Source organism: Parasphingopyxis lamellibrachiae (assembly GCF_003385775.1).
Classification (GTDB): domain Bacteria; phylum Pseudomonadota; class Alphaproteobacteria; order Sphingomonadales; family Sphingomonadaceae; genus Parasphingopyxis; species Parasphingopyxis lamellibrachiae.
Map to the genome: position 1 here is coordinate 2421520 of NZ_QRDP01000004.1, position 21948 is coordinate 2443467.

At 59.6% G+C, this 21948-nt stretch carries 28 protein-coding genes; 12 read left to right on the forward strand and 16 right to left on the reverse strand.

Translation table 11 applies throughout. The annotated features are described in order from the left end of the window. Positions 1 to 10: 10 nt before the first annotated feature. Positions 11 to 466, forward strand: a complete 456-nt coding sequence (locus DFR46_RS12115; protein WP_116236672.1) for a nucleoside deaminase — start codon at positions 11 to 13, stop codon at positions 464 to 466. A 65-nt stretch (positions 467 to 531) separates the two neighbouring features. Here DFR46_RS12115 and DFR46_RS12120 read toward each other — a convergent pair whose 3' ends face one another. Further along, positions 532 to 1182, reverse strand: coding sequence for a YiaD family glycine zipper/OmpA-like lipoprotein (locus DFR46_RS12120; protein ID WP_484237543.1), 651 nt, complete (start codon positions 1180 to 1182; stop codon positions 532 to 534). Between the two features lie 178 nt (positions 1183 to 1360). Between DFR46_RS12120 and DFR46_RS12125 the strand changes: the two genes are divergently transcribed. Genes DFR46_RS12125 through DFR46_RS14705 form a run of 3 tightly spaced genes read left to right on the forward strand, consistent with a single transcriptional unit; the run spans position 1361 to position 3124 of the window. Further along, entirely contained in the window at positions 1361 to 2710 is a 1350-nt protein-coding gene (locus tag DFR46_RS12125) for a hemolysin family protein (protein WP_425453137.1), read from the forward strand. A gap of 51 nt (positions 2711 to 2761) precedes the next feature. After that, positions 2762 to 2923: a hypothetical protein gene (locus tag DFR46_RS14855; protein WP_162843472.1), complete on the forward strand. Its 162-nt coding sequence runs from the start codon at positions 2762 to 2764 to the stop codon at positions 2921 to 2923. A 12-nt stretch (positions 2924 to 2935) separates the two neighbouring features. Further along, positions 2936 to 3124 (forward strand): hypothetical protein, encoded by a 189-nt coding sequence (locus tag DFR46_RS14705; RefSeq protein WP_147297681.1) that lies wholly within the window; start codon positions 2936 to 2938, stop codon positions 3122 to 3124. Here the strand turns inward: DFR46_RS14705 and rpoN are convergent. The 6 genes from rpoN to DFR46_RS12155 form a co-directional block, all read right to left on the reverse strand. Next, positions 3121 to 4608, reverse strand: a complete 1488-nt coding sequence (gene rpoN / locus DFR46_RS12130; protein ID WP_116236675.1) for an RNA polymerase factor sigma-54 — start codon at positions 4606 to 4608, stop codon at positions 3121 to 3123. The two genes, DFR46_RS14705 and rpoN, sit on opposite strands and share 4 nt — an antisense overlap. Before the next feature lie 9 nt (positions 4609 to 4617). Next, entirely contained in the window at positions 4618 to 5397 is a 780-nt protein-coding gene (lptB, locus tag DFR46_RS12135) for an LPS export ABC transporter ATP-binding protein (protein WP_211306426.1), read from the reverse strand. Positions 5398 to 5467: 70 nt separating this feature from the next. Further along, positions 5468 to 6028, reverse strand: coding sequence for an LptA/OstA family protein (locus DFR46_RS12140; protein ID WP_116236676.1), 561 nt, complete (start codon positions 6026 to 6028; stop codon positions 5468 to 5470). A gap of 5 nt (positions 6029 to 6033) precedes the next feature. Further along, positions 6034 to 6672: an LPS export ABC transporter periplasmic protein LptC gene (locus tag DFR46_RS12145; RefSeq protein WP_116236677.1), complete on the reverse strand. Its 639-nt coding sequence runs from the start codon at positions 6670 to 6672 to the stop codon at positions 6034 to 6036. Further along, a complete protein-coding gene (locus DFR46_RS12150) occupies positions 6665 to 7282 on the reverse strand; it encodes a ribonuclease D (RefSeq protein WP_116237329.1) in 618 nt (205 codons plus the stop codon). Before DFR46_RS12150 ends, DFR46_RS12145 begins: the two co-directional genes overlap by 8 nt. Before the next feature lie 32 nt (positions 7283 to 7314). Next, positions 7315 to 8145, reverse strand: coding sequence for a TerC family protein (locus DFR46_RS12155; RefSeq protein WP_425453138.1), 831 nt, complete (start codon positions 8143 to 8145; stop codon positions 7315 to 7317). 147 nt (positions 8146 to 8292) lie between these two features. Between DFR46_RS12155 and DFR46_RS12160 the strand changes: the two genes are divergently transcribed. Next, positions 8293 to 8718: a DUF4870 family protein gene (locus DFR46_RS12160; RefSeq protein ID WP_147297682.1), complete on the forward strand. Its 426-nt coding sequence runs from the start codon at positions 8293 to 8295 to the stop codon at positions 8716 to 8718. 135 nt (positions 8719 to 8853) lie between these two features. Further along, a complete protein-coding gene (locus DFR46_RS15010) occupies positions 8854 to 9552 on the forward strand; it encodes a cold-shock protein (protein WP_116236680.1) in 699 nt (232 codons plus the stop codon). Positions 9553 to 9837: 285 nt separating this feature from the next. Here the strand turns inward: DFR46_RS15010 and DFR46_RS12170 are convergent, their stop codons facing one another. The 8 genes from DFR46_RS12170 to DFR46_RS12205 form a co-directional block, all read right to left on the reverse strand. Next, entirely contained in the window at positions 9838 to 13383 is a 3546-nt protein-coding gene (locus DFR46_RS12170) for an autotransporter domain-containing protein (RefSeq protein ID WP_116236681.1), read from the reverse strand. A 257-nt stretch (positions 13384 to 13640) separates the two neighbouring features. Beyond that, on the reverse strand, positions 13641 to 14444 hold the full coding sequence (locus DFR46_RS12175; RefSeq protein ID WP_116236682.1) for a hypothetical protein: 804 nt from the start codon (positions 14442 to 14444) through the stop codon (positions 13641 to 13643). 99 nt (positions 14445 to 14543) lie between these two features. Continuing rightward, entirely contained in the window at positions 14544 to 15374 is an 831-nt protein-coding gene (locus DFR46_RS12180) for a DMT family transporter (RefSeq protein ID WP_116236683.1), read from the reverse strand. 70 nt (positions 15375 to 15444) lie between these two features. Continuing rightward, the gene (locus DFR46_RS12185) at positions 15445 to 15939 is read right to left on the reverse strand and encodes a DUF6265 family protein (RefSeq protein WP_116236684.1); all 495 of its coding nucleotides are present in this window, start codon (positions 15937 to 15939) and stop codon (positions 15445 to 15447) included. Positions 15940 to 16064: 125 nt separating this feature from the next. Next, positions 16065 to 16235: a DUF1328 family protein gene (locus DFR46_RS12190; protein WP_116236685.1), complete on the reverse strand. Its 171-nt coding sequence runs from the start codon at positions 16233 to 16235 to the stop codon at positions 16065 to 16067. A 132-nt stretch (positions 16236 to 16367) separates the two neighbouring features. After that, on the reverse strand, positions 16368 to 16859 hold the full coding sequence (locus DFR46_RS12195) for a Dps family protein (RefSeq protein ID WP_116236686.1): 492 nt from the start codon (positions 16857 to 16859) through the stop codon (positions 16368 to 16370). Positions 16860 to 16975: 116 nt separating this feature from the next. Next, positions 16976 to 17542 carry a TMEM165/GDT1 family protein gene (locus DFR46_RS12200; protein WP_116236687.1) on the reverse strand — a complete coding sequence of 189 codons (567 nt, stop codon included), beginning with the start codon at positions 17540 to 17542 and terminating at the stop codon, positions 16976 to 16978. Between the two features lie 10 nt (positions 17543 to 17552). After that, complete coding sequence (locus DFR46_RS12205) at positions 17553 to 17879, reverse strand: hypothetical protein (RefSeq protein WP_116236688.1); 327 nt, start codon at positions 17877 to 17879, stop codon at positions 17553 to 17555. Positions 17880 to 18071: 192 nt separating this feature from the next. On the opposite strand from DFR46_RS12205, the gene rpmG reads away from it, so the two are divergent. After that, a complete protein-coding gene (gene rpmG / locus DFR46_RS12210; RefSeq protein ID WP_116236689.1) occupies positions 18072 to 18239 on the forward strand; it encodes a 50S ribosomal protein L33 in 168 nt (55 codons plus the stop codon). Between the two features lie 65 nt (positions 18240 to 18304). Here rpmG and DFR46_RS12215 read toward each other — a convergent pair whose 3' ends face one another. Further along, positions 18305 to 18667 (reverse strand): response regulator, encoded by a 363-nt coding sequence (locus DFR46_RS12215; protein WP_116236690.1) that lies wholly within the window; start codon positions 18665 to 18667, stop codon positions 18305 to 18307. A 39-nt stretch (positions 18668 to 18706) separates the two neighbouring features. Here DFR46_RS12215 and DFR46_RS12220 point away from each other — a divergent pair, with 39 nt between their 5' ends. The 5 genes from DFR46_RS12220 to DFR46_RS12240 are packed head-to-tail and all read left to right on the forward strand — an operon-like array spanning position 18707 to position 21932. Next, positions 18707 to 18988, forward strand: coding sequence for a DUF3572 domain-containing protein (locus tag DFR46_RS12220; protein ID WP_116236691.1), 282 nt, complete (start codon positions 18707 to 18709; stop codon positions 18986 to 18988). Beyond that, positions 18985 to 19608 carry an HAD family hydrolase gene (locus DFR46_RS12225; RefSeq protein ID WP_116236692.1) on the forward strand — a complete coding sequence of 208 codons (624 nt, stop codon included), beginning with the start codon at positions 18985 to 18987 and terminating at the stop codon, positions 19606 to 19608. The genes DFR46_RS12220 and DFR46_RS12225 overlap by 4 nt, the downstream gene beginning before the upstream one ends. Then, positions 19605 to 20075, forward strand: a complete 471-nt coding sequence (locus tag DFR46_RS12230) for a RidA family protein (RefSeq protein ID WP_116236693.1) — start codon at positions 19605 to 19607, stop codon at positions 20073 to 20075. Before DFR46_RS12225 ends, DFR46_RS12230 begins: the two co-directional genes overlap by 4 nt. Continuing rightward, positions 20068 to 20787, forward strand: a complete 720-nt coding sequence (locus DFR46_RS12235) for a glycerophosphodiester phosphodiesterase family protein (protein WP_116236694.1) — start codon at positions 20068 to 20070, stop codon at positions 20785 to 20787. Before DFR46_RS12230 ends, DFR46_RS12235 begins: the two co-directional genes overlap by 8 nt. After that, complete coding sequence (locus DFR46_RS12240; protein ID WP_116236695.1) at positions 20784 to 21932, forward strand: GNAT family N-acetyltransferase; 1149 nt, start codon at positions 20784 to 20786, stop codon at positions 21930 to 21932. Before DFR46_RS12235 ends, DFR46_RS12240 begins: the two co-directional genes overlap by 4 nt. Positions 21933 to 21948: the final 16 nt, after the last annotated feature.

Genomic DNA, 21948 nt, shown 5'->3' on the forward strand with positions numbered 1-21948 from the left:
AGGCGGAACCATGGTCTTTCCGCTGCCCCTTCCCATGCAACGCGCCTTGGCGCTCGCGGAACAGGCCGCGCAAGCATTCGAAGTGCCCGTCGGCGCGGTCATTATGCAGGGAGAGCGGCAGATAGCCGAGGCTGCCAACGGGATGCGAGCAAGCGGCGATCCCACCGATCATGCGGAAATGCGCGCGATTCGTGCGGCGCTAGACTTGCTGGGTACGGGTCGGCTCGACGGCTGCGATCTCTGGGTTACGCTTGAGCCATGCGCCATGTGTGCCGGTGCAATTGCCCATGCCCGGGTCGCCCGGCTATATTATGCGGCGCCCGATCCGAAGGGCGGTGCTGTCGAACATGGTCCGCGATTTTTTGGGCAGCCTACCTGCCATCACCGCCCGGATGTCTACTCCGGCATGGGGCAGGAGCGATCTGCGGCGCTGCTGACGGATTTCTTCCGCGAACGGCGAGACTGAAAAGGGCGCCCGGTGTTCGCCGGACGCCCTTTCATGCCCATGACGTTCTGCCTCAACGGTGGAGATTAGTTGCCCGCGGCGTTCACATCCTGCTGGGTAATCGGAACGATACGGATTTCGACACGGCGATTCTGCTGCTTTCCGGCAGCCGTGGCATTGCTTGCAATGGGCTGGCTTTCGCCGAAGCCCTCGGTGGCCATCCGGGCCCGGTTGACGCCGCGGCTGGCAAGATAACCAGCCACCGACTGGGCGCGCCGGTTTGACAGGTCGAGATTATAACCGTCCGATCCGTCCGAATCGGTATGACCGTAAATATCGATATAGGTTTCCGGATAGCTGTTAAGCGTTTGCGCGATTTCATCGAGCGTAGCGCGAAACTGCGGGCGCACGGTGCTGGAATCAACATCGAATTCGGCGACCGAGCCGGGCATTTGCAGATAGAGATTGTCGCCATCGCGAATCACATTGGTGTCGGTTCCCGCGGTTGCCTGTTCCAGCTCGCGCTGTTGTCGGTCCATATAGGTGCCGATGGCGATCCCCGCGACAGCGCCAAGCCCTGCGCCCACGATGCGTTCGGTACGGTCGCGCCGACCGCCGACCAGATCGCCGATCAGATAGCCACCGACAGCGCCGGCGACGCCGCCAATGGCGGCGCGGGATATCCGCTGGTTACCGGTTTCCGGATTGGTCGTGCATGCTGCCGTGGCACCGATCATGCCGACGATTGCCGATCCCGCCAAAAGCTTCCTGGCTGTGACCTGTTTGAGTTTTGTCATTCCGTGTTTCCTCCGCACAAATAATATGTCCATTAACCGTTGACGAACCCCACTTGTTCCCAACTTATCGTGAACAGAAGCTGATCATGCGCTTGTCCCGCTTATCAAAAGCGGGCAAATGACGGCAACAACCCCGATCATGCCACCCGACTTATCCCCCTTTCCCTGGTTCGACCTCTGCATCATTTTTGCATTGGTCCTGCTGAACGGTGTGTTCGCGATGTCCGAGCTGGCCATCGTATCGTCGCGTCGGGCGCGGCTGCAGGCAATGGCGAAAGATGGCCGCGCGGGCGCGCAGACGGCGCTTGATCTGGCAGCCGATCCCGGGCGTTTCCTGTCGACGGTGCAGATCGGGATCACCCTGATCGGTATTCTTGCCGGCGCCTATTCAGGCGCAAGCCTGGGCGGACCCGTTGGCGAGCGTCTCGCGTTCGTCGGTGTCGAACCGGCACTGGCGCAGACGCTTGGCTTTGCACTGGTCATTGTCCTAACCACCTATGCCTCGCTCGTCATCGGGGAGCTCGTCCCCAAGCAGTTGGCGCTGCGCAATCCGGAGCGCGTTGCCGTGTTTGTGGCGCTTCCGATGCGCTGGCTCGCGACGTTCACGGCACCGCTTGTCTGGTTGATGGACCGGACGAGTGCGCTGATATTCCGCCTGATGCGGCTGAGCCGCAATCCGCAATCGCGCGTTACCGCTGAAGAGCTGCACATGCTTATTGCCGAGGCGACCAAGTCCGGCGTGATCGAGGAAAGCGAACGGGCGATTATCTCCGGCGTCGTGCGGCTGGCCGATCGCCCCGTGCGCGAGGTGATGACCCCGCGCACCGAAGTCGACTGGATCGAAGCCTCGTCGAACCCCAATGAAATCCGCGAAGCTTTGCTGGCGACCCCGCATACCCGGCTGCCCGTCGCCGAGGGATCGGTCGACGAGATTATCGGTGTCGTTCAGGCGCGCGATATCGTGTCGGCACTATTCGAAGGCCGGTCTTTGGATTTGCGGGCACTTATGCGGGCCGCCCCGATTGTGCCCGACCAGGTCGATGCAATGGATGCGCTGGAAGCACTGCGCGAATCTGATGTTCCGATGGCGCTGGTCCATGACGAATATGGGCATTTCGAAGGGATCATGACCCCTCTCGACTTGCTGATCGCGATAACGGGTGAATTCGTCTCGGATCAGGAAATCGGCACCGATCCGTCCTTTGTGGAGCGCGCTGACGGCAGCTGGCTGTTCTCCGGTTCGCTCTCGGCAGACAATATGGCGGAAAAGCTGGGATTCGACCTGCCGGACGACCGCGATTACGCAACCGTGGCTGGTTTTGCGCTTTCCGTATTCAAACGCCTGCCGATAACCGGCGAACTGTTCGAAAAGGACGGTTGGAACTTCGAGGTTGTCGATATGGATGGCCGCAAGATCGACAAGCTCCTTGCGCAAAGATCCAAGGCCAGCATTTCCGACGATACTTGAATAGCCGCGCTTGATGTATTATATGTGTAATACACCTAGTGGAGAATATTCGTGTTAAAGATCATCCTGTCTGTCATCGCCGCGATTGTTCTGCTGGTCATTGCCGTGAAGGTTTTCACGTCAATCATATCGCTGGTATTCTATGGTCTGGCGCTGCTGCTTGTCGGCTATGTCGTCTGGTATTTTCTCAGCGGTTCAAAACGCGGAAGATAGCCGAGCGGCATCGTGACGCCCGTCATCCGCATGTTCCTGTGCCTTGCCGCCGCCGGTATCTTGTCGGCCGTCGGCATGCCGCGGATTGATACGCTATCGGGAATGCTGCTTGTCGCCCTGTCGGTGGGCGCCTTCATCCTGGGTATCGTCAATTACTATCTGCACGCCCGCACCCGTTGGCCCTTTCGGCGAGATCGCTAGGCAGCGCGGTTCGCGAGTTTCTTCTGGCGCCGCCGTTCCACCGAAGAGCCGATCCCCATCGCTTCGCGATATTTGGCGACTGTGCGCCGCGCGATATCGAAGTTCTTCTCTTTCAGCAGTGCGACCAGCTTGTCGTCGGAGAGAATCTTGTCCTCCGCCTCGATAAGGGCTCGGATATGGCTTTTCACAGCTTCCGACGACGCTGCCTCGCCCTCCTCACCCGATTTGATGCCGCTGGTAAAGAAATATTTGAGCTCGAATATCCCGCGGTCGCAGGACAGGTATTTGTTGGATGTCGCCCGGCTCACCGTTGATTCATGCATGTCGATTGCGTCCGCGATTTCACGCAGGGTGAGGGGCTTGAGATGCGTCACCCCCTTGCGGAAAAAATCCGCCTGGCGCTTCACGACTTCGCTCGAAACCTTGATGATCGTCCGCGCGCGCTGGTCGAGCGCTTTGGTAAGCCAATTGGCGTTGGCCATGCATTCGTTGAGCCAGGCCTTGCTCTGCGCGTCATTCCCCGCCTCGGACATCTCATGATAATAGCTGCGGTTGATAATGACCTTGGGTAGTGTGGCGTTATTGAGCTCGATCGCCCATCCCCTTTTGGCCGGCGCAACGAAGATATCCGGCACCACGGCCTGTATCGGATCGCCGCCATATTGGCAGCCGGGCTTCGGGTCGTAGTCACGCAGTTCGGCTATCATATCGGCCATGTCTTCATCGTCGACGCGGCACATTCGTTTCAACCGGCCGAGATCTCCGCGCGCCAGAAGATCCAGATTGTCGATCAGCCTCGCCATAGCCGGGTCGTAGCGGTCGGATTCGCGGGCCTGGATCGCAAGGCACTCCGAAAGGTCGCGGGCTCCGACGCCTGTGGGCTCGAAGCTCTGGATGGTCTCCAACCCCTGCTCGAGCGCGGCAACCGGCACGCCCAGCTGGCGGGAGAGACGGAGCAAATCGGCTCGCAAATAGCCGGTTTCGTCGATCCGTTCGATCAACTGGCCCGCAATCATCAGGTCCTGTCCGGAAAGGCAGCTGCCTGCCTGTGCCAGAAGATGATCGTGCAGCGACATATCGCTCTCGGCGAGCAAATCCAGCTCAGGCCCGGCTTCGCCGCCGCTACCCTGGATATTCGCCATACCGAGTGCGCCGTCCATCCCGGCATCTGATCCGGTATCGTCGGAAAGGGCACTGTCCTCGATATCGAGCCGGGCTTCATTCTCCGCGCCGCCATTTTGCAGCAGACTGTCTGCGGTCGCCGGTTCCGGGGAGTCGTTCGAGCCGTCGCTATCGGTCGGCGCTCCATCGTCGCGCTGCTCTTCGCCAGCTGTGTCGAGCAGTGGGTTTTTCTCCAGCTCTTCGGCGATGAAGCCTTCGATTTCGAGATTAGATAGCGCCAGCAGCTTTATTGCCTGCTGCAGTTGCGGCGTCATTACCAGAGACTGGCTCTGCCTGAGGTCGAGGCGCGGTCCTAGTGCCATATCGGCACCCTAACGAGTGAACCCTTCGCCGAGGTAAAGCCGCCGGACCTCATCGTTGGCGACCAGATCGTCGGGCGAACCGGAAAACAGAACCTTGCCGTCATAGATGATGCAGGCCTGATCGACGATGCCCAGCGTCTCGCGGACATTGTGATCGGTAATCAGCACACCGATATTGCGGTTTTTGAGATCGGCAACGAGATCGCGGATGTCGGAGATTGAGATCGGATCAATCCCGGCGAACGGCTCGTCTAGCAGCATGATGGACGGGTTGGCGGCCAGAGCGCGGGCAATCTCGCAGCGCCGCCTTTCGCCGCCTGACAGGGCCATCGCCGCAGAATCGCGCAAATGACCGATTGAAAACTCGTCGAGCAATTGTTCGAGCCGCTCGGCACGGGCATCGCTGTCGGGTTCGCTCATTTCAAGGACGGCCGCGATATTCTTCTCGACGCTCAGCCCCCGGAAAATGGAGGTTTCCTGCGGCAAATATCCGAGACCGAGAATCGCCCGGCGATACATGGGAAGGCCGGTAATGTCGGCGCCATCAAGCATGATCCGACCTGAATCCGGCCGTACCAGTCCCATAATCGAATAGAAGCATGTCGTCTTGCCGGCACCATTCGGGCCCAGCAGCCCGAGGACCTGGCCGCGCCCCACATGCAGTGAAACATCCGACAAAACCTGCTTTTTGTCATAGGATTTTGCAATCGAGACGACAGACAGGCCCTCTGTCTCGATTTGGAGGCCGGAATGGGCCTCGGGAGGATCGATTGTCTCGGCTTTGTTCATCGGATCGCTTTTTGGCATCATCTGTGCATGTTGGGAAGCGCAGACCTTGTTTCCACAGGGCTGTATCGGTCTATTGATCGGGTTGGGTGTTCCGCTGCGGTACCGTGAACCGGCCTGTGACCCGGCCTGTCGACGTACCTTCTGTCACAATACCGTTGCCCCCTTGCGACCGTCCGTCGATTACCGCCCGGCCGGTATCGAGATCGATCACCAGCCGGCCGCCACGGATGACGTTGCCGCCCTGATTCAGCTCAACGCCTCCTATCAGCGTGATCAGTCGCCGATCGAGATCATATACACCAAACTGGCCGCGCGCGGTTTCGCTCGGGCTGCGGACGAAAACGCCGCCGCTTGCATCGAGCCGTCTCACTTCCACGCCGCCGGTTACGCTGCCGGAATAGGCGACCGTGATACGCGCGGCGTCAAGCGAGAGATTGCCCTGGCGAACCTGGACATTGCCGGAGAATATCGCGCGATCGGCTCTGTCCTGTACTTCTATCCGGTCGGCCGCCACATCGACGGGGGCATTGGTGTTGAGGCCCCCAAGGGCAGACTGGCTAGAAGCCGGCACGGCGGCCAGCATCATCAGTGCGAATCCGGCGGCAGCGGGCAAAAGGAAGGATCGGGTCATGATTGCTATCTGCCTTGACCTTGAACGATGCGCAAGCGCGCGCGCCCTTCCAGGAAAACTGTGCGGCTCGGCATATCGACTCGCATCCGTTCCGCGCTGAACGCGCCCAGAGGAATCTGGCCGTCCACTTCTCCCGCACTTCGCATTTCGCGCTGGTCCAGCCGTACCAGGACGTTGCTAGTCTGCAACCGGTAGCCGTCGGCGGCGCGAAATTCGAGGGGGCCTTCGATCGAGACGACTTCCTCCTCCAGGTCATAAAGTCCGCGATTGGCCACGATGAAGGCGAGTCCGTCATCCAGTTCGAGTTGGGCGGACAGGTCCTCAAGTTCGACGATGGGCGTCGACGAGGTTCGTTGGAGGGCCGATGCCGCGTTCAGTTCGAATGGACGGCCCGCTCCGTCTGCGCCGCTGTAGCGGGCTGCTTCGACGCGAAGCCTTTCGGGTGCGATATCCACATTGTCGCGGGAGAGCAGGAAGCTCAGCTCATTGCTCTTCTGCAGCGGCGCCATGGTCAAAAATGCGGCGAGTACGCCGATCGCGACCGGCAGGATGATCTGCAAATATTTGACGAGGCGGTCATGCCGCCCACCCGGCGCGGCCCAGCTCTGGCGCTTGCCCAGCCGTTCCCGGGCAGCCTCAGACATGGGCGAAAATGTCGATTTCTGGCCAGCCTGCCAGATCTAGGCGCGCACGGTGCGGGAGGAAATCGAAACAGGCCTGGGCCAGGTGCATCCGCCCTTCACGCTCGAGACGCGTGTCGAGCACCTCTTTCAGCCGGTGCAGAAAACGTACGTCGGACGCGGCATATTCTTTCTGTGCATCGCTGAGCTCGGGCGCGCCCCAGTCCGATGATTGCTGCTGTTTGGATATATCCGCACCCAGCAGCTCGCGGCAAATCTCCTTCAGGCCGTGCCGGTCGGTATAGGTCCGCACCAGCCGTGAAGCGATCTTGGTGCAATAAACGGGCGCCGCGGTGACGCCGAGATAATGTTCGATCGCGGCGAGATCGAAGCGCGCGAAATGATAGAGTTTGATGCGATCGGGGTCGCTCAGCACGGCTTTCAGATTGGGCGCTGCATAGTCGCTGTCGGGCGCGAAGCGAACGAGATGCTCGTCGTCCCCGCCATCGGAAAGCTGAACGACACAAAGCCTGTCGCGGGGTGTTTGCAGCCCCATCGTCTCGGTATCGACGGCGATCGCTCCGCTTCCCAGTGCGTCTGCGGGAATATCTTCTTCGTGGAAATATACGGTCATGCCTGCGCACATAGGCGCAATGGGCGGGCCGCTCAATGGCTTCCGCTATGCTCCGTCTGCGAATTTGCCCCGTCGATGCGTCTCTGACGTGCCTTGCGAGCCAGAATATTGAGCGTCTCCACCCCGGCCGCAAACGCCATGGCGGCATAGATATAGCCTTTGGGGATATGCACACCGAACCCGTCTGCGATGAGGACGAAGCCGATCATCAGCAGGAAGGATAGGGCCAGCATCACCACGGTCGGGTTGCGGTCGATAAACTCTGCCAAGGGGTCGGCTGCGATCAGCATGACCACAATCGCGACGACAACCGCCACGACCATGATCGGGAGGTGATCGGTCATGCCAACGGCAGTGAGGATCGAATCCACGGAAAAGACCATGTCGAGCAAGAGTATCTGCACGATCACAGAGGCGAAACTCATCGTCGCCTTGCCCTTTTTGTCGAGCATCGTGCCGGAAATTTCCGGGTCCATCGCGTGATGGATTTCCTTTGTCGCCTTCCAAAGGAGGAACAGGCCGCCGGCGATCAGGATAAGATCACGCCAGGAAAAGGCTGTTTCGAAAGTCGGTTCGCCATATGCTCCCGCCGGGCCAACCAGGCCAAGATCGAAAACAGTCTGGGTGGCCTGCACGATCCAGGCGATCATCGACAGCAAGGCAAGTCGCAATATCAGGGCAAGCGATATGCCTATACGCCGCGCTTTCTGGCGCTGTCCCTCGGGCAATTTGTTCGAGAGGATCGATATGAATATCAGATTGTCGATCCCCAGCACCACTTCGAGCACGATCAGGGTGACGAGAGCAGCAATGTTGGCGGGATCCGCGAATACGGCGATCAGGCTTTCCATGGTGCCGATCATTGCCTTGACCGCGGCTGCGGTGCAAGCATGATGACAACACTATCGGTGACGGGAGCAACGAAAATGGGGGAAGGCCGCGGCAGACGGGGAAAATTGGAATTTGACCCACCAAGCATGTCGCGTCCGTCGCCCGAAGAAAGGGAGACGGTGCGCCCCCGGCCAGCCGGTCCGGGCCAGCGCTCCGGACAGGCCGGGAATCCGGAGCCAGGCACCCGCCGATATGCCGCGGCCGCAACCGGCACGAACAAGCCGATGATCCTTTCCATCCTCTATTTGACCAGCGTTCTGGTAGGGCTGACCGGTCTGGTCGCGTTCATATTGGCGCTGGTCTGGAAATCGGAACCGGGGGAGGAGTGGGAGCAGTCCCACTATCAGTATCACATCCTGACATTCCTGCTCTGGCTGGGAACCACGATACTCTCTTTCATCCTTATCGTAACGATAATCGGGGCGCTGATCGGGATTCCGATGCTCTTTTTGGCGGTAATTTGGGTGCTCGTCCGGTCCATCATGTCTCTCGTCCGCGCGTCCAATCGTGAGCCGATGCCCAATCCCGGAACATGGTTGGTGTAAATAGCTCGCGAAAGCGGTGTTTTTCAGCTATACCGAATCACGGTACGGCAGATTCGTGCCATGAAGGGGTTGCGCCCCGCCCGGCGCACGGTCTTCGATTGAGAGCTTTGGGCGAACGGGAAGACTTTAGGAAATATGAGTTTCGACAAAGACCGGCGTGGACGCCGGAAGGACAAGCGCGACAGTTTCGGCGACGAAAACTACCAAGGATATAACGAACCAAGCGGTTTTGGCGGACGCCAGGATTCGGGCGGCTTCGACAATCGCGGCGGAGGTGGCGGCGGTTACCGCGGCGGCGGTGGCGGAGGTTTCCGCGGTGGCGGCGACCGGATGCCCGCGCAGATTGTCGGCGAAGGCAAGGGCGTTGTGAAGTTTTTCAACGGCCAGAAGGGTTTCGGTTTCATCGTTCGCGACGATGGCGGCGAGGATGTGTTCGTTCATATCAGCGCCGTCGAGCAGGCCGGCCTGACCGGCCTGGCCGAAGGTCAGCCTTTGAGCTTCAACCTGGTTGATCGTAACGGCAAGGTTTCCGCCAGCGATCTCGTTATCGATGGCGACCCTTTGCCGGTTCCCGAAAATGAGGGGCGTGGCGGTGGACCGCAGCGCGAACTGACGGGCGAAAAAGCCAGCGGTACGGTTAAATTCTTCAACAGCATGAAGGGCTTTGGTTTCATCCAGCGCGATGACGGCCAGCCTGATGCTTTCGTTCACATCAGCGCGGTCGAACGGGCGGGTATGCCGACGCTGAATGAGGGCGATCGGTTGAACTTTGAACTTGAGGTCGATCGCCGCGGCAAGCATGCCGCTGTGAATCTTGAGCCCAATCAGGACTAGTTCACCGGCGATTGGCGCTCCGCCGGACGGAGCAACGATCTTCAACAGACAAGGGGCCTCGGCAGGATATTGCCGGGGCCTTTTTGCATGGCGGTGCAAGGTTCGCCTGACAGGACTGTGGCCCGCTCCTGCCTATTGTGATGCAGCACAGCGAGGACCGGGCAAGACGGCATTGCACCGGTTGCCGCCCTTCATCGGCGCCTGATTGCTCCCGTGCCCGGTTGGCCCATAGAAAAAGGGCCCCGGCGGAAATTCGCCGGAGCCCTTTCTTGTAAGGCTTTCTGCTTAGAAGCGGAAAGTCGCTGTGGCGCGATAAGATTGATTACGCACATCATTCCGCCAGACTGTCGTATCGGCAGCGATGTCCAGATCAATCGAGCCGGTTGTGATCTGAATGCCACCGCTGACTTCGACCCAGTCCCTGTCCTGTCCTACGCCGAGGGCGAAGGGTGCTCTGCCGATTGCCGGACCGCCGACGAAATTGGCCTGGAAGATCGCAGGGTTGTCGGAGAAATCATGGACATAGGTTGCATTGAAGCGCGGACGCACCGATGCGGAGCCGAAGCCGAGATCGAAGCCGAACCGGCCCTGGAAGCTGTCCAGCGAGCTCGGCGGACGCTGGAACTGCAACGCAATTGCGCCGCCCGTTTCATTGGCCCGGTCAAAATCGATCATGCCGTAACGAAGAGCGACATTCGGCACCAACGAGAAGTTACCGCTGCCCAGTTCCTTGCCGACCATTGCCTCGGTCGAGAAGGTCAGAGCATCATCCTCCAGTGCGAGATTGAAGTTGTTCGGTCCAATCGCGACCGTCCGGCGGGCACTGCTTTCAAAGGAACCCAGGCTTGTCTGACCCGAGACGATAAAGCCTCCGGGTGTCGTCACAGAGCCATAAATCGTGCCCTGGAACAGCTGGCCTTCAGCAGTTTGCCCTGCCGATGCCTGACCATCGAGATCGGTGTAGGATACCGAAATACCGATAACCGAATTGTGGCTCGGCATATGTTCGAGGCCGCCAGCCAGGAAATAACCGTCGAACTGGTCACGGCCAGTGGCAATTGCCGCCGGCATAGAGCGGAGGCTGCCATCGATAAACCCGCCGGCGAGGAAAATCGCCATGCTGTCATCAATGCCATGATCATGCATGGAGCTGCCGCCGGCATCAGTGTCTGACATAATCTGGTTCTGCCACGGCGCACTGCCGGCACCGCTGGAAGCCAGAGCTGCAACCTGAACCGGTTCACCCACCATGCTGATCGTGCCACCGCCATTATAACCATTGCTGCGAATGGCCGACAGACGATCTCGCATGAAGCGCGATGCCTGCTCATAGGCCGCAATGCCCAGGCCGGTCCGCGTCGATTCCGTGAGCGGAGCCAGGTTTTCGAAGACCTGTTGAATCTCGGCCGCCGAGGCAAGGTCGAGATAGCTATAGACTGGCCCAAGACCGGCGCCGCCGCGATTTGCATCGAAGATGTTGGCGAACGATGTCTGCACTTGCGAGCTGCCATCGACGACATCGGCATAGTTTCCGGCGACGATAGTTATGCGAACATTGTTCGCATTGTAAGCCACATCGGCACCGAGGATCGCACTGATCTGACCGACGGTGTCGAACGTGCCCGTCACACCGCCCGCGGCAGTGATGACCGTATAGACGTCGCCGTTAAGCGGCGTCGTGCCGGCTACCGGGGCAAAGGCGATCGTACCGCCGAGATTTGCGCCGCCGGTTACGGCGAGCAGATCGGACGTCGGCGCATTGCCAAGGTCGAACATCAGGGTCGAACCCGAAGAGGCAACAAGGCTGCCGTCAACGGTCAGCGTACCGACCGTGCCGACGCCGCCCGGAGCGATGCCGCCCATGATGTTGGTCAGGAACGGCGTTTGTACTGTACCCGTACCGGTCAGGATGCCGCCCATGAGCAGATAGTCTCCGACCGACCGCAAATTGCCATCGACATTGATGCCGCCGCCGACCTGCGTGATATCGATCAGCGAAGTCAGGTCTCCGGCTGCCGCCACATCGAGACCCGCATTGCCGCCAACCGTCAGGCGATCAATCGTCACGGTGCTCGACAATGTGGTTACGCCATCGGCGGTGAGCGAAACATCGAAATAGCGACCGGGCGTGCCCGCTGCGGCAACGGGATCGATATTGTCGGGGACGAAACCGGTTGCACCGGGAAGGCCGTTATCCAGCGTCGGAGCTGGGTTCGGGCCCGCTGCGAATTCCGGTGAACCGCCGCTGATGCCCTGAGGCTGTTCTTCCGCCGTCTCGGCGCCATCGCCCTGAGCCTGATTATCGGCGATTTCGACGCCATTGTGCGGGGCTTCGATAGCGAAATCCACGCCATTGCCATGGGCCTGATGTTCAGCACCCAGGATCATGCCAGCGCGTGCGCCAGGAGCAGAGGCCGAAGCGACCTGTTCCGCCGGTGCACTCTCCGATGCTGCAACAGCATTGGGAGCAACGGCTACGGAATCGTCTGCCGCCTGATCCACATCGGCTGCGGCCGGCTGGCCGTCAATATTAGCCTGTCCGATACCCGAAACCAGCGTATCGCCGATTTCCCGTGCCGGCGGCGTCGGGTCGCCGGTTCCGAGATCCTGGCATCCATCGCCCGGATTGGCCCCTTCAGGGTCGAAACATACTTCGCCGAAATCAGGCGAACCGCCCTCCGGGCCAAGACCCGGCGAACTCGGCAGGCCGTTTACGACATTACCGTCGGCATCGATAATCCGGAAAGCCGGGTCGAGATTGGTAACCCAGTGGTTGGGATCTTCCCAGTTGCCGTCGCCAGCGGTCGCTCCAACGTAGCGATATGGGCTGTTGGCAACGATATAGTCCCAATAGAGATAAAGCGGCTGGTAGAAGCTTTCCGTACCATAGCTCGAAAAGACCTGCGGGCCGAAGAAGCGGCTGCCGCCGGAAAGAACGCCAACGACAAGATCTTCGTCGCTCAGATCGTTATTCGCCGCGTCAAGAACCAGGGGCCCACCGGAGTCGCCGCCAGCCGTCGTGGCTTCGCGAGTGGTCGGCTCGTCCTTGTAAAGGTTAAAGTCGAACGGATTGGTCTTGTTCGGATCGTCAAAATCGAGACGATACAGGCTTTGCGGCAGATCACCGAAAGGATTGCCGAACAGGAACTGGTTGCGCTCGTCGAAAGAGGTCAGCGCACCGATATAGTTTTCGGCAAGCCTGCGGCGCCAGTCGATGCCCTGCGATGCGCCCGTCGTTCCGCTGCCGGAACGGCCATAGCCCGTTACGTTGACATGATAGCCTGTACCGGTTGTGTCGTCGATCGCATCGGGGGTCGGCAGCGCCGAGAAGAGCAGGGCCCAAGTCGGGATGTCGGCTACCGGCGTGTCGAGGGTCGCCATCGCGATATCGGCTTCGAGGAACCCGAACGCATTCGGATCGGCAAGCGAGCGCGGATCGTATACGATCTGGCTGATATTGTAGACAAACGCCTGCGGGTTGCTGCTGAAGCCGTTGTTGATCCAGTTAATAAAGCCGGGAAGCGCGTTGTCGTCGAAGGAGAATGCTGACGAGATGGTTCCGCCAGTTTCATAGTCGGTGGCGGGGCGGTCGTTCACGCAGTGCGCAGCAAATAAAACCGTACGCGGGTTGATCAGCGTACCCGTGCAGACAAAGCCGTCATTGCGGAAAAACATGCCGACGCCATTTGGGCCGGTGTCGTCGATAATATCCGCAGGCGTAAAATTGTCATTCGGCACGATGGCTTGCGCCGGAGCGGCCAGCGCCAGCGCCAACGCGCCACAGGCCGTAGAAGTTGCGAGTGAAAGAATATGATTTGATTTGGCTGACATTGTGGAAGCCCCCTAGCTGTATGTCTTCTTGTTTGTATTCGTGTCAGCTTTTTGATCGCAGTTCAAGGTTTCTGAAAGGTTTTCCCGAGTTGTTGCGTAAATGACCTGAATCCCTGTGTCATGGTTCCGAAGTATAGGGAAGAATGGGCGTAGTGATGTAGAGGCGCACCGCCGCGATTGCCTGCCAACCGATTGTAAAGAAAGAAAAGCCCGGCAGAAGCGAGTCCTGCCGGGCAAATTCTGAGAAGGGAGCGGCGTTATTCGACGCTGAGGGAATAAGCGCCCGTTGCCCCGCCGCCGAGCGTTGTCGCCCGGATCAAGAGCATGCCCGATTGCTGGAAGGTCACGGTGAGCCGGGAATCAAGCCCCAGCGATTCCTCGTCGTCATTCGCAGCGCCGTCATCGTTGCTCTCGACGACTGCAAAGCCGAGTGGCGTCAGGCCGCCAATCTCCAGGAAGGCGTCGAAATCGGCCGACCGGAGGGTGACGACGCGGGTGTCGCCGGCCCGTCCGCGCAATTCATAGAGCGCATAGTGACGGTCCATTCCGCCATAATTGTCCGAAGAATAGGTCGGGCTGTCCATCGTCAGTCTGCCGTCTGCCGTTCGACCGGCACGAATGCGGATCGGCGGTGGCGGTGGTGGTGGCGGGGCGAGTTCGCTTACCTCGATCGTGTAGTCGCCGACTGTGTCGGCGCCGAAGGTTCTTGCTCGAACGGTGAATGTTCCCGTTTCCGGGAAGGTGAAAACGAGGCGGGAATTGAGGCCGTCGCCGCCATCATCGTCCACGAACATCTGCTGGAACTCGCCGCCGACGGTGCGGCCGACTTCCAGCAGTGTATCGAATTCGGCCTGCATTGAGATCGCAACCCGGTCTCCGGCATTGCCGGTGATCGTGTAGCTGTCGAGAAAATAGTCGTTGGTCGTGACGCGTTCGCTTTCGCGGGTCAGTTCGCCTTGCACCGCGCCGTCCATCGGCAGCGCCGTCTGCGCAATGGCGGCTGGCGAGAGTGCAGCGGCAAGCGCGGCTGCGAGGGCAATTTTTGACAACTGAATCTGCATTCGAATTCTCCCTGTGATATCGGAGCGGCTCGGCTCCCCTTCATCTCCACGACCCGAGGATGGCTATCGACGAAGCGTTCTTTATGAACGATGAACGGTTTAAAGTAAAATCAGTAGTGCGCCCGCCAGTATCGCCGACATGGCGACGATCCGGCTTATAGTCGCGCGCTCTCCGAATAGGGTGACGGAGATCACTGTCGCGGTGATCATGCCGGTTTCGCGCAACGCCGCAAGCTCTGCGGTGGGGCCGAGAGACAGGGCATAGAGCGCCAGGCCGAATGTCCCAAGAGACAAGACCCCGGCCAGTGCTGCGCTTCGGCCATAGGCGCGGGCGGCTTCGCCCAGCCGGTTGGATGTGAAGCGCGGAAGCAGCATCATGTTGCCGATGCCCATGAAGAGGAAAAGCCAGAGGATAAAGCTCAGCGGATTGGCGACAGCGCGCACACCCTCGGCTCCGACAATCGTATAGGCCGCAGTTAGCGCCCCGGTCGCGAGGGAAAGCAGCACAACCTCGCGGCTGGCATGCCGGCCCTGCAGCATAAGCAATATCCCGCCGCCGATAAGCGCGATCCCGGCAAGCGCGCCAGCCGTGGTCGGGTCTCCGAGTATTCCGATCGCGATCAGGGCGGTGAGGAACGGCGCACTTCCCCTATAGATGGGGTAGGCTGCAGACAATTGGCCCTTGTCCAGGGTTCGCGCGAGCAGGACGAAATAAACCAGATGCAGGCAGGTCGCGATCGCCAGCCAGCCCCAGCCTTCGCGCGGTAACGGCACGAAAAAGAGCAGGGGCAGGGCGATCAGGCCGCTGGTGAAAGACATCAGCGCGGCATGAAGATACCGATCGCCGCTGCTCTTTATCAACGCATTGACGGTCGCGTGGAGGCTTCCGGAAACGATCATCAACAGGGCGGCAAGAGGCAGGGCAGACATTGCGGCGCTATTGCCCAGTCAACCTTCGTCCGCAACACTTGCAACTAGGCAGCCTGCCCGTGGCCTTCCTTCAGTCAATTCGCGTGAAGTCGAACGTCTCGATCCTCGTTTCGCCGTTACTGCGCAGGCGCAGATGGACGAGCAGTTGGTCGTCGCCGATGCGTTCATAGGTTAGGCCAGAGAAGTAGGCGGTATCGTTTTCGATCGCGACGAGCGGAAATTCGAGAGCAGACTCGGCACCATTGTCCTCCCAGCCGGAAAGATCGCCATTGAAATGCTTAAGCCTGAGGACAAGCGATCCGTCACGCTCCACCATCTGGAGTATCTCGTAGAATTGTAGCTGGCTGTCGCTGCCCTGGTGAAAGATACCGGCCATCTGCCCATGTACGGGGGGCAACCAGCTTTCATGGCTTTCCCCGCCAAGGCCGGTTCCCCGCCAGCTGCCAGCGAGCCAGGCGACCTGATCGAGCGTTGCGGGCGGAGATGCGGCATCGCCCAGCGACCGGACATCCTGCGCTGCGAGCTGCGAGGGTAATAAAAGGGCGGCGATCATGATCAGGCGCATGGCTGACTCCTTCGGTCTTTATTTTATACCATGAAGTCTGGCGGCCCGAAACAAAAAAGGGCCGACCCCAAAGGACCGGCCCAGTTTCGATAATGCGGATCGCCCGCATTTCGGGGTCAGGATAGCTATATCCTTCGCGCACCTACCAGGTGCAGGATGAGGAAAATCAGGAAGATTGCTACCGCAATATAGAACAGGATCTTGGCGATACCGATAAAGGCGCCGCCAATCCCGCCAAAGCCCAGAACGGCCATCACCAGGCCGATGACCAGAAAGATAAGTGCCCAACGAAACATGTTTTTCTCCCTTGTTAATAAGGAGTAAACAAATGAAATCGCGCTTGGTTCCGTCCGGTCGGGGATAGTGCAAAAAAGAAAAGAAGGGCCAGTCCAACGGACCGGCCCTCTTCATCATCGATCCGCGATGCGTCAGCCCGTGCGGCCTGCCTCAAACAGGAACCATGCCCTTTCTTCGGCCTGGTCGGTCCAATCGTCGAGCAGCCCGTCGGTCGCGTTGTCGCCGGCAGCTTCCGCAGCTTCTTTTGCCGCGCGGAGCGTCTCGACGAGCGCGAGGTTGTCTCGGCGCAATTCCGCCAGCATGTCTGCGGCGCTGACATAGTCCTGGTCGTTATCGCTGATCGTCTGATGACGGGCGATATCCCCGATCGAACGCAGGGTCGTTCCACCGGTCTTGCGGACGCGTTCAGCAATGACATCTGTCGTGGCAAGGATGGCTGCCGCCTGCTCGTCGAGCATCAGGTGATAGTCCCGGAAATGGGGACCGGAAACGTGCCAGTGAAAATTCTTCGTCTTGAGGTAGAGCGCGAAGCTGTCGGCAAGAATGCCGTTCAGGGCTTCGGCGACATTCTTTACTTTATTGTCGTTGAGATCGGTCGGGGTCGCGAGGTTTGCATTGGCCATTATGATGGTCCTCCAGTTTTGCGTGTGTCGATATGATATCAACGCCCGTATAGCCTATCGGATCCACACAATCGCCGGGTTTCGGGGGAATATCCTCAATTGCTGTAATCGGATAATTAGATCAATGAAAATGCATTGATTGCTAAAACCGATGATACGAACGCAAATAATACACCGATCGACCGGCGAACGGAGGTAAGCGGCGCGCGCTCCCTCAGGGTCTGACCAAGGATGATTGCCGGCGCGCAACCAATCATGACGCCCAGGGTCGCGCCGATCGCGGTCAATATCCAATTTGGTGATACGGCGCCGAACCCGGCTGTAATGAACTGGGTCTTGTCGCCAAGTTCGATGAGGAGAAACCCGATCGCGCTCGTCGTGATCGCTCCGATCCCCCAAATGGCATCGGCATCGGTATCGCTGAAGGGGACAAAGGCACCGACAGCAGCAAAAGCGAAGCCAAGCGTCAGGAACAGCAAGGCAGCATCGGGCGAGATCATCGAGGCGATCAGGGATCCGCCAAAAGCCGCAAGACCCATATTGATCGCCGCGGCTATGCCGACGCCGATGAACACCGGCACGGGTTTCCCAAACCGCACGCCGAGCATCATCGCCAGAATCTGAGTCTTGTCGCCCCATTCGGCCAGCGCAGCGGCAACCAGGGGCAGGAAAAAGGAATCCATTGAGGTGGGGCTAACCCGTCAACCGTACCGAGATAGCTGCCAGCATCGCGTCGCGGGCTTGTGCATCGTGAACCTCGGCGCATCCGGTGGCCAGTTTGAGCTGGTCGAAATACAGGCCGAAAGCAGTGGCCTGCCGGTTGCGGGCAATCGATCTTTCAAAAGCGTGGGCGATACCCTCCACGGCGAGCAGGTCGTATGCGTCGGCCTTGGATCGGATTTCATCAATGGCTTCGTGCAGCGCGGGCAAAGTCATCGCCCGGCAATTAAGTTCCAGTTGCTCGATCTGGGCATAGAGATCGGCGCAAATCGGTAGGCGGGAATCCTCGCGAAGCTGCATTGTCCAGGCTCCTTAATATCGCGATCCCATTTGTGCGCCATTATGGTTAGCAAAGCGTTAATAGGGGCTGACCGACGATGTTCTGGTTGACAATCGGCGCGATCGCGGGCATCTGCGCGCGCTTCGGGCAGGCGATGGCATCTTTACAGTCACCGCGCCCCAGACAGCTCTTTTGATGAAAAGGTTAGGGTCATGGCCAAACCGGCGACCGTGAAAATTAAACTCGTCAGCTCCGAAGGTACGGGCTTCTTCTACGTAACGAAGAAAAACCCCCGCAACCTGACGGAAAAGATGGTCATGCGGAAATATGATCCCGTCGCGCGCAAGCATGTCGAGTTCAAAGAAGCCAAAATCAAATAGGCTTTGGTGATATCGCCGGGGTTTGCCGCCCGGCCGGTCGCGCGCTGCGCCTACCCGGATGCCGATCAAATCAGATTGCGCACTTCCTCGACAAATTTCATGACCGATATGGGCTTGGAGACATAGCTTTCCGCCCCGGCGGCGCGAATTCTCTCCTCGTCGCCCTTTGCCGCATAGGCCGTCACGGCCATGATCGGGATGGCCTTGAGTGCATCGTCCTTCTTGAGCGCGTCGATCAGATCCAGCCCGCTGACATGTGGCATCTGGATATCCATGATGATCAGATCGGGAGACTGGGCCTGGGCCGCAGCCAGTGCCTCGCGGCCGTCTGCAACCGGCTCCGCCACATAATCATGAGCGCGCAACAGATCGCAGAAAAGTTTTCTGTTGAGATCGTTATCCTCGACAACGAGCACCTTTTTCGCCACGTCCCACCCCGGTAAGATTGTTCGGGAAATATCTAGGCGATGCGGAACCACGATACAAATGGCGATGCGGATTATGACTCCGAAGCGTTGGCTCTCCGCGCCCTCGCCTGGACCCTGGGCGAGGAAGATCGCGCGCAGCGACTGCTGGCGCTGACCGGGCTGACCGCCGATCACCTGCGCGTCGCAATCGGGCAGCCGCCTGTGCTCGCGGCCGTTATAAAGTTTCTGGAAGCCTATGAACCGGATCTGATCTCTTGCGCTGAGGCGATCGGAACCTCACCTCAGAACCTTGTAACCGCGCGAAGGGAATTGGAAGCATGAGCCAACCGCTCGTCATTTGCGACTGCGATGAAGTGCTGCTGCACATGGTCAGCCATTTCGGAGACTGGCTGGATGAAGCCCATGACCTGGATTTCGTTCTGGAGGGCGGCAATTTTATCGATGCCGTGCGCCCGCGCGATGGCAGCCCGGCGCTCAAGGGTGAGGAGATATGGCCGCTGCTCAATGGCTTTTTCGATACCGAGATGGATCGCCAGACGATCGTGCCCGGCGCCAGCGAGGCACTGGTTTCGATTTCCGAACATGCCGAGATTGTGATCCTCACCAATCTGCAGGACGAGTTTCGCACCGCGCGGGCAAGGCAGCTCCAGAAATTCGGAATCGATTTCCCGGTTCATACCAATCAGGGTGGCAAGGGGAACAAGGTCCAGGAACTTCTGGCCGCCCATGCGCCCTCGCTTGCTCTTTTCGTCGACGATCTTGGCGTCCACCACGAATCGGTCGCGCGCAGCACTCCGAAAGTCTGGCGGCTTCACATGATCGCCGAACCCAGCCTCGCACCCAATGTTCCGCCCGCCACCCATGCCCATGCGCGGATCGACGATTGGCATGAGGCCCAGCACTGGATTATTGATCGGATTACGGAAGGAGAATCGGCATGAGCGGATTGATCGAGACAAAGCTGGCGGAGATCGGTCTTTCGCTTCCCGAGCCCGCGGCGCCGGTCGCTGCTTATGTACCGGCAGTGGAACAGAATGGTTTTCTCCACATTTCCGGTCAGCTGCCGTTTGATGAAAATGGCGATCTGATGGTGGGCCGTCTGGGCGAAGATCGCGATATCGCTTTCGGCGAGCAGGCCGCGCGGGCGTGCGGCGTCATGCTTGTCGCGCAGATGAAGGCGGCACTGGGCGATCTCGACCGGGTCGAACGGGTCGTGAAGCTCGGCGTGTTCGTCAATTCCGCATCGAACTTCACCGATCAGGCTCAAGTGGCCAATGGCGCGTCTGAGTTGATGCAGGAAGTTTTCGGCGATCCGGGCCGCCATGCGCGAAGCGCCGTCGCGACGCCGGTCCTGCCTCTCGGCGTTGCTGTGGAGATCGACGCCATAGTTGCGGTGTCCGATGGCTGATCTGGCTTTCCTGACGCGCACGCCCTTTGCCCATCGCGGGCTGCACGGGGTTGACGTGGTCGAGAATAGCCGCGCCGCCTTCGAGGCCGCGATAGCGGCCGGGCACGGTGTCGAAACCGATGTTCAGGCCAGCAAAGATGGCGTGGCGATGGTTTTCCATGATTATGAACTGGACCGCCTGACGCGCAAGAGCGGTCCCGTGATCGACCGCAAGGCGGCGAAGCTCGAGAAGATCAGATTCAGGAACGGTGACGAGACCATTCCCCGGCTGACCGAGATGCTCGATCTCGTTGACGGTCGTGCGCCGATTCTGATCGAACTGAAAGCAAAGAGTCGTAAGGTGAAGAAGCTCTGCCGTTCGGTTGCCGACGCGCTCTCCGCTTATGACGGCGAAGCGGCCGTTATGTCCTTCAACCCAGAAGTTGGCCGTTGGTTCGCCAAACATGCGCCAGACATTGTTCGCGGCCTGGTCGTGACAGAGCATGATGAAGTTTCGCTGGCGGCCCGGCTCAAGGGCGCGATGCAACGATCGCTGTCCGTGTTGCGCGCAGAGCCCGATTTCCTGGCCTATGATGTGCGGGACCTGCCTTCGGCCTTTGCGGACTCTCTGCGCGCCAAAAATGTGCCGGTCGTGACATGGACAGTGCGAACGGATGGAGAGCGGGTGTCGGCGGCCGAGGGCGCCGACCAGATCATCTACGAAAATCCATGAGCGAGGGCGATCCCGAGCCAGTTGTGGCGCGGATTTCAGAAGGCGTTGGATCGATCGACGCTGCCGATTGGGACGCCTGTGCGGGGCCCGGCAATCCTTTTCTCAGCCACGCCTTTTTGTCGATCCTCGAAGAATCCGGCAGCGTCTCGTCCCGGACAGGCTGGCAGCCCGTACCGGTTTCGATTGCAGGCCCCGGCGGCGCGCTCGAAGCCGTCGCCCCGGCCTATGTAAAGGGCCATAGCCAGGGCGAATATGTGTTCGATCATGCCTGGGCGGATGCCTGGGAGCGGGCCGGCGGGCACTATTATCCGAAATTGCAGGTCGCCGTGCCGTTCACGCCGGTGCCCGGGCGGCGTTTGCTGGCGCGCGATTCGCTCCACATCCCTGCGCTGATTGCGACCCTGGAAACGATCACGCGCGACAATGGCCTTTCCTCTGCCCATGCGACCTTCATTGCCGAGGATGAGATCGCCTGGTTCGAAAATGCCGGCTGGCTGATCCGCGAGGGCAGCCAGTTCCATTGGGAGAATGACGGCTTTGCAGAGTTTGACGATTTTCTGGAAGCGCTGTCGTCGCGCAAGCGCAAGGCAATCCGAAAGGAACGGCGCAAGGCTGTCAAAGGCCTGGAGGTTCGGCACATCACCGGTGCGGAGCTGACCGAAGACCATTGGGATATCTTCTGGGAATTTTATCAGGATACCGGGATGCGCAAATGGGGGCAGCCCTATCTGACGCGCGAGTTCTTTTCGTTGTTGGGCGATCGGCTGGGTGAGCAGACTTTGTTGATTCTTGCGCTGCGCGATGGCGAGGCGATAGCCGGAGCGCTCAACCTGATCGGCGCCGATACACTCTATGGCCGCTATTGGGGATGTTTGGAGGATATTCCCTTTCTCCATTTCGAGCTCTGCTATTACCAGGCGATCGACGCTGCGATTGCCCGCGGGCTGAGGCGCGTGGAAGCGGGCGCACAGGGCGCGCATAAACTGGCGCGCGGCTATCGGCCGGTCCTGACATGGTCGGCCCACTATTTCCCTGACCTCGGTTTCCGCGACGCCGTAGCCGAGTTCCTTGTCGCCGAACGCCATGCCGTTGAACGTGAGATCGAATTTCTGGGAGAGATGACGCCGTTCAAAAAATCCAGTTGATCGGAGGCTTTGTGCC

What these genes read in the sequence shown, in the direction of transcription:
- DFR46_RS12145 (WP_116236677.1), bottom strand. Translation starts at nt 6,672, where the DNA reads ATGTCTGAGGCTGCCCGGGAACGGCTGGGCAAGCGCCAGAGCTGGGCC.
- rpoN (WP_116236675.1), bottom strand. Translation starts at nt 4,608, where the DNA reads ATGGCACTAGGACCGCGCCTCGACCTCAGGCAGAGCCAGTCTCTGGTA.
- DFR46_RS12195 (WP_116236686.1), bottom strand. Translation starts at nt 16,859, where the DNA reads ATGGCCAATGCAAACCTCGCGACCCCGACCGATCTCAACGACAATAAA.
- DFR46_RS12235 (WP_116236694.1), top strand. Translation starts at nt 20,068, where the DNA reads ATGGCTGATCTGGCTTTCCTGACGCGCACGCCCTTTGCCCATCGCGGG.
- DFR46_RS12150 (WP_116237329.1), bottom strand. Translation starts at nt 7,282, where the DNA reads ATGACCGTATATTTCCACGAAGAAGATATTCCCGCAGACGCACTGGGA.
- DFR46_RS12120 (WP_484237543.1), bottom strand. Translation starts at nt 1,182, where the DNA reads ATGATCGGTGCCACGGCAGCATGCACGACCAATCCGGAAACCGGTAAC.
- DFR46_RS12240 (WP_116236695.1), top strand. Translation starts at nt 20,784, where the DNA reads ATGAGCGAGGGCGATCCCGAGCCAGTTGTGGCGCGGATTTCAGAAGGC.
- lptB (WP_211306426.1), bottom strand. Translation starts at nt 5,397, where the DNA reads ATGAACAAAGCCGAGACAATCGATCCTCCCGAGGCCCATTCCGGCCTC.
- DFR46_RS12220 (WP_116236691.1), top strand. Translation starts at nt 18,707, where the DNA reads ATGCGGAACCACGATACAAATGGCGATGCGGATTATGACTCCGAAGCG.
- DFR46_RS12225 (WP_116236692.1), top strand. Translation starts at nt 18,985, where the DNA reads ATGAGCCAACCGCTCGTCATTTGCGACTGCGATGAAGTGCTGCTGCAC.
- DFR46_RS12180 (WP_116236683.1), bottom strand. Translation starts at nt 15,374, where the DNA reads ATGTCTGCCCTGCCTCTTGCCGCCCTGTTGATGATCGTTTCCGGAAGC.
- DFR46_RS15010 (WP_116236680.1), top strand. Translation starts at nt 8,854, where the DNA reads ATGAGTTTCGACAAAGACCGGCGTGGACGCCGGAAGGACAAGCGCGAC.
- DFR46_RS12175 (WP_116236682.1), bottom strand. Translation starts at nt 14,444, where the DNA reads ATGCAGATTCAGTTGTCAAAAATTGCCCTCGCAGCCGCGCTTGCCGCT.
- DFR46_RS12185 (WP_116236684.1), bottom strand. Translation starts at nt 15,939, where the DNA reads ATGCGCCTGATCATGATCGCCGCCCTTTTATTACCCTCGCAGCTCGCA.
- DFR46_RS12170 (WP_116236681.1), bottom strand. Translation starts at nt 13,383, where the DNA reads ATGTCAGCCAAATCAAATCATATTCTTTCACTCGCAACTTCTACGGCC.
- DFR46_RS12125 (WP_425453137.1), top strand. Translation starts at nt 1,361, where the DNA reads ATGACGGCAACAACCCCGATCATGCCACCCGACTTATCCCCCTTTCCC.
- DFR46_RS12190 (WP_116236685.1), bottom strand. Translation starts at nt 16,235, where the DNA reads ATGTTTCGTTGGGCACTTATCTTTCTGGTCATCGGCCTGGTGATGGCC.
- DFR46_RS12205 (WP_116236688.1), bottom strand. Translation starts at nt 17,879, where the DNA reads ATGCAGCTTCGCGAGGATTCCCGCCTACCGATTTGCGCCGATCTCTAT.
- DFR46_RS12140 (WP_116236676.1), bottom strand. Translation starts at nt 6,028, where the DNA reads ATGACCCGATCCTTCCTTTTGCCCGCTGCCGCCGGATTCGCACTGATG.
- rpmG (WP_116236689.1), top strand. Translation starts at nt 18,072, where the DNA reads ATGGCCAAACCGGCGACCGTGAAAATTAAACTCGTCAGCTCCGAAGGT.
- DFR46_RS12155 (WP_425453138.1), bottom strand. Translation starts at nt 8,145, where the DNA reads ATGATCGGCACCATGGAAAGCCTGATCGCCGTATTCGCGGATCCCGCC.
- DFR46_RS12200 (WP_116236687.1), bottom strand. Translation starts at nt 17,542, where the DNA reads ATGGATTCCTTTTTCCTGCCCCTGGTTGCCGCTGCGCTGGCCGAATGG.
- DFR46_RS12115 (WP_116236672.1), top strand. Translation starts at nt 11, where the DNA reads ATGGTCTTTCCGCTGCCCCTTCCCATGCAACGCGCCTTGGCGCTCGCG.
- DFR46_RS12230 (WP_116236693.1), top strand. Translation starts at nt 19,605, where the DNA reads ATGAGCGGATTGATCGAGACAAAGCTGGCGGAGATCGGTCTTTCGCTT.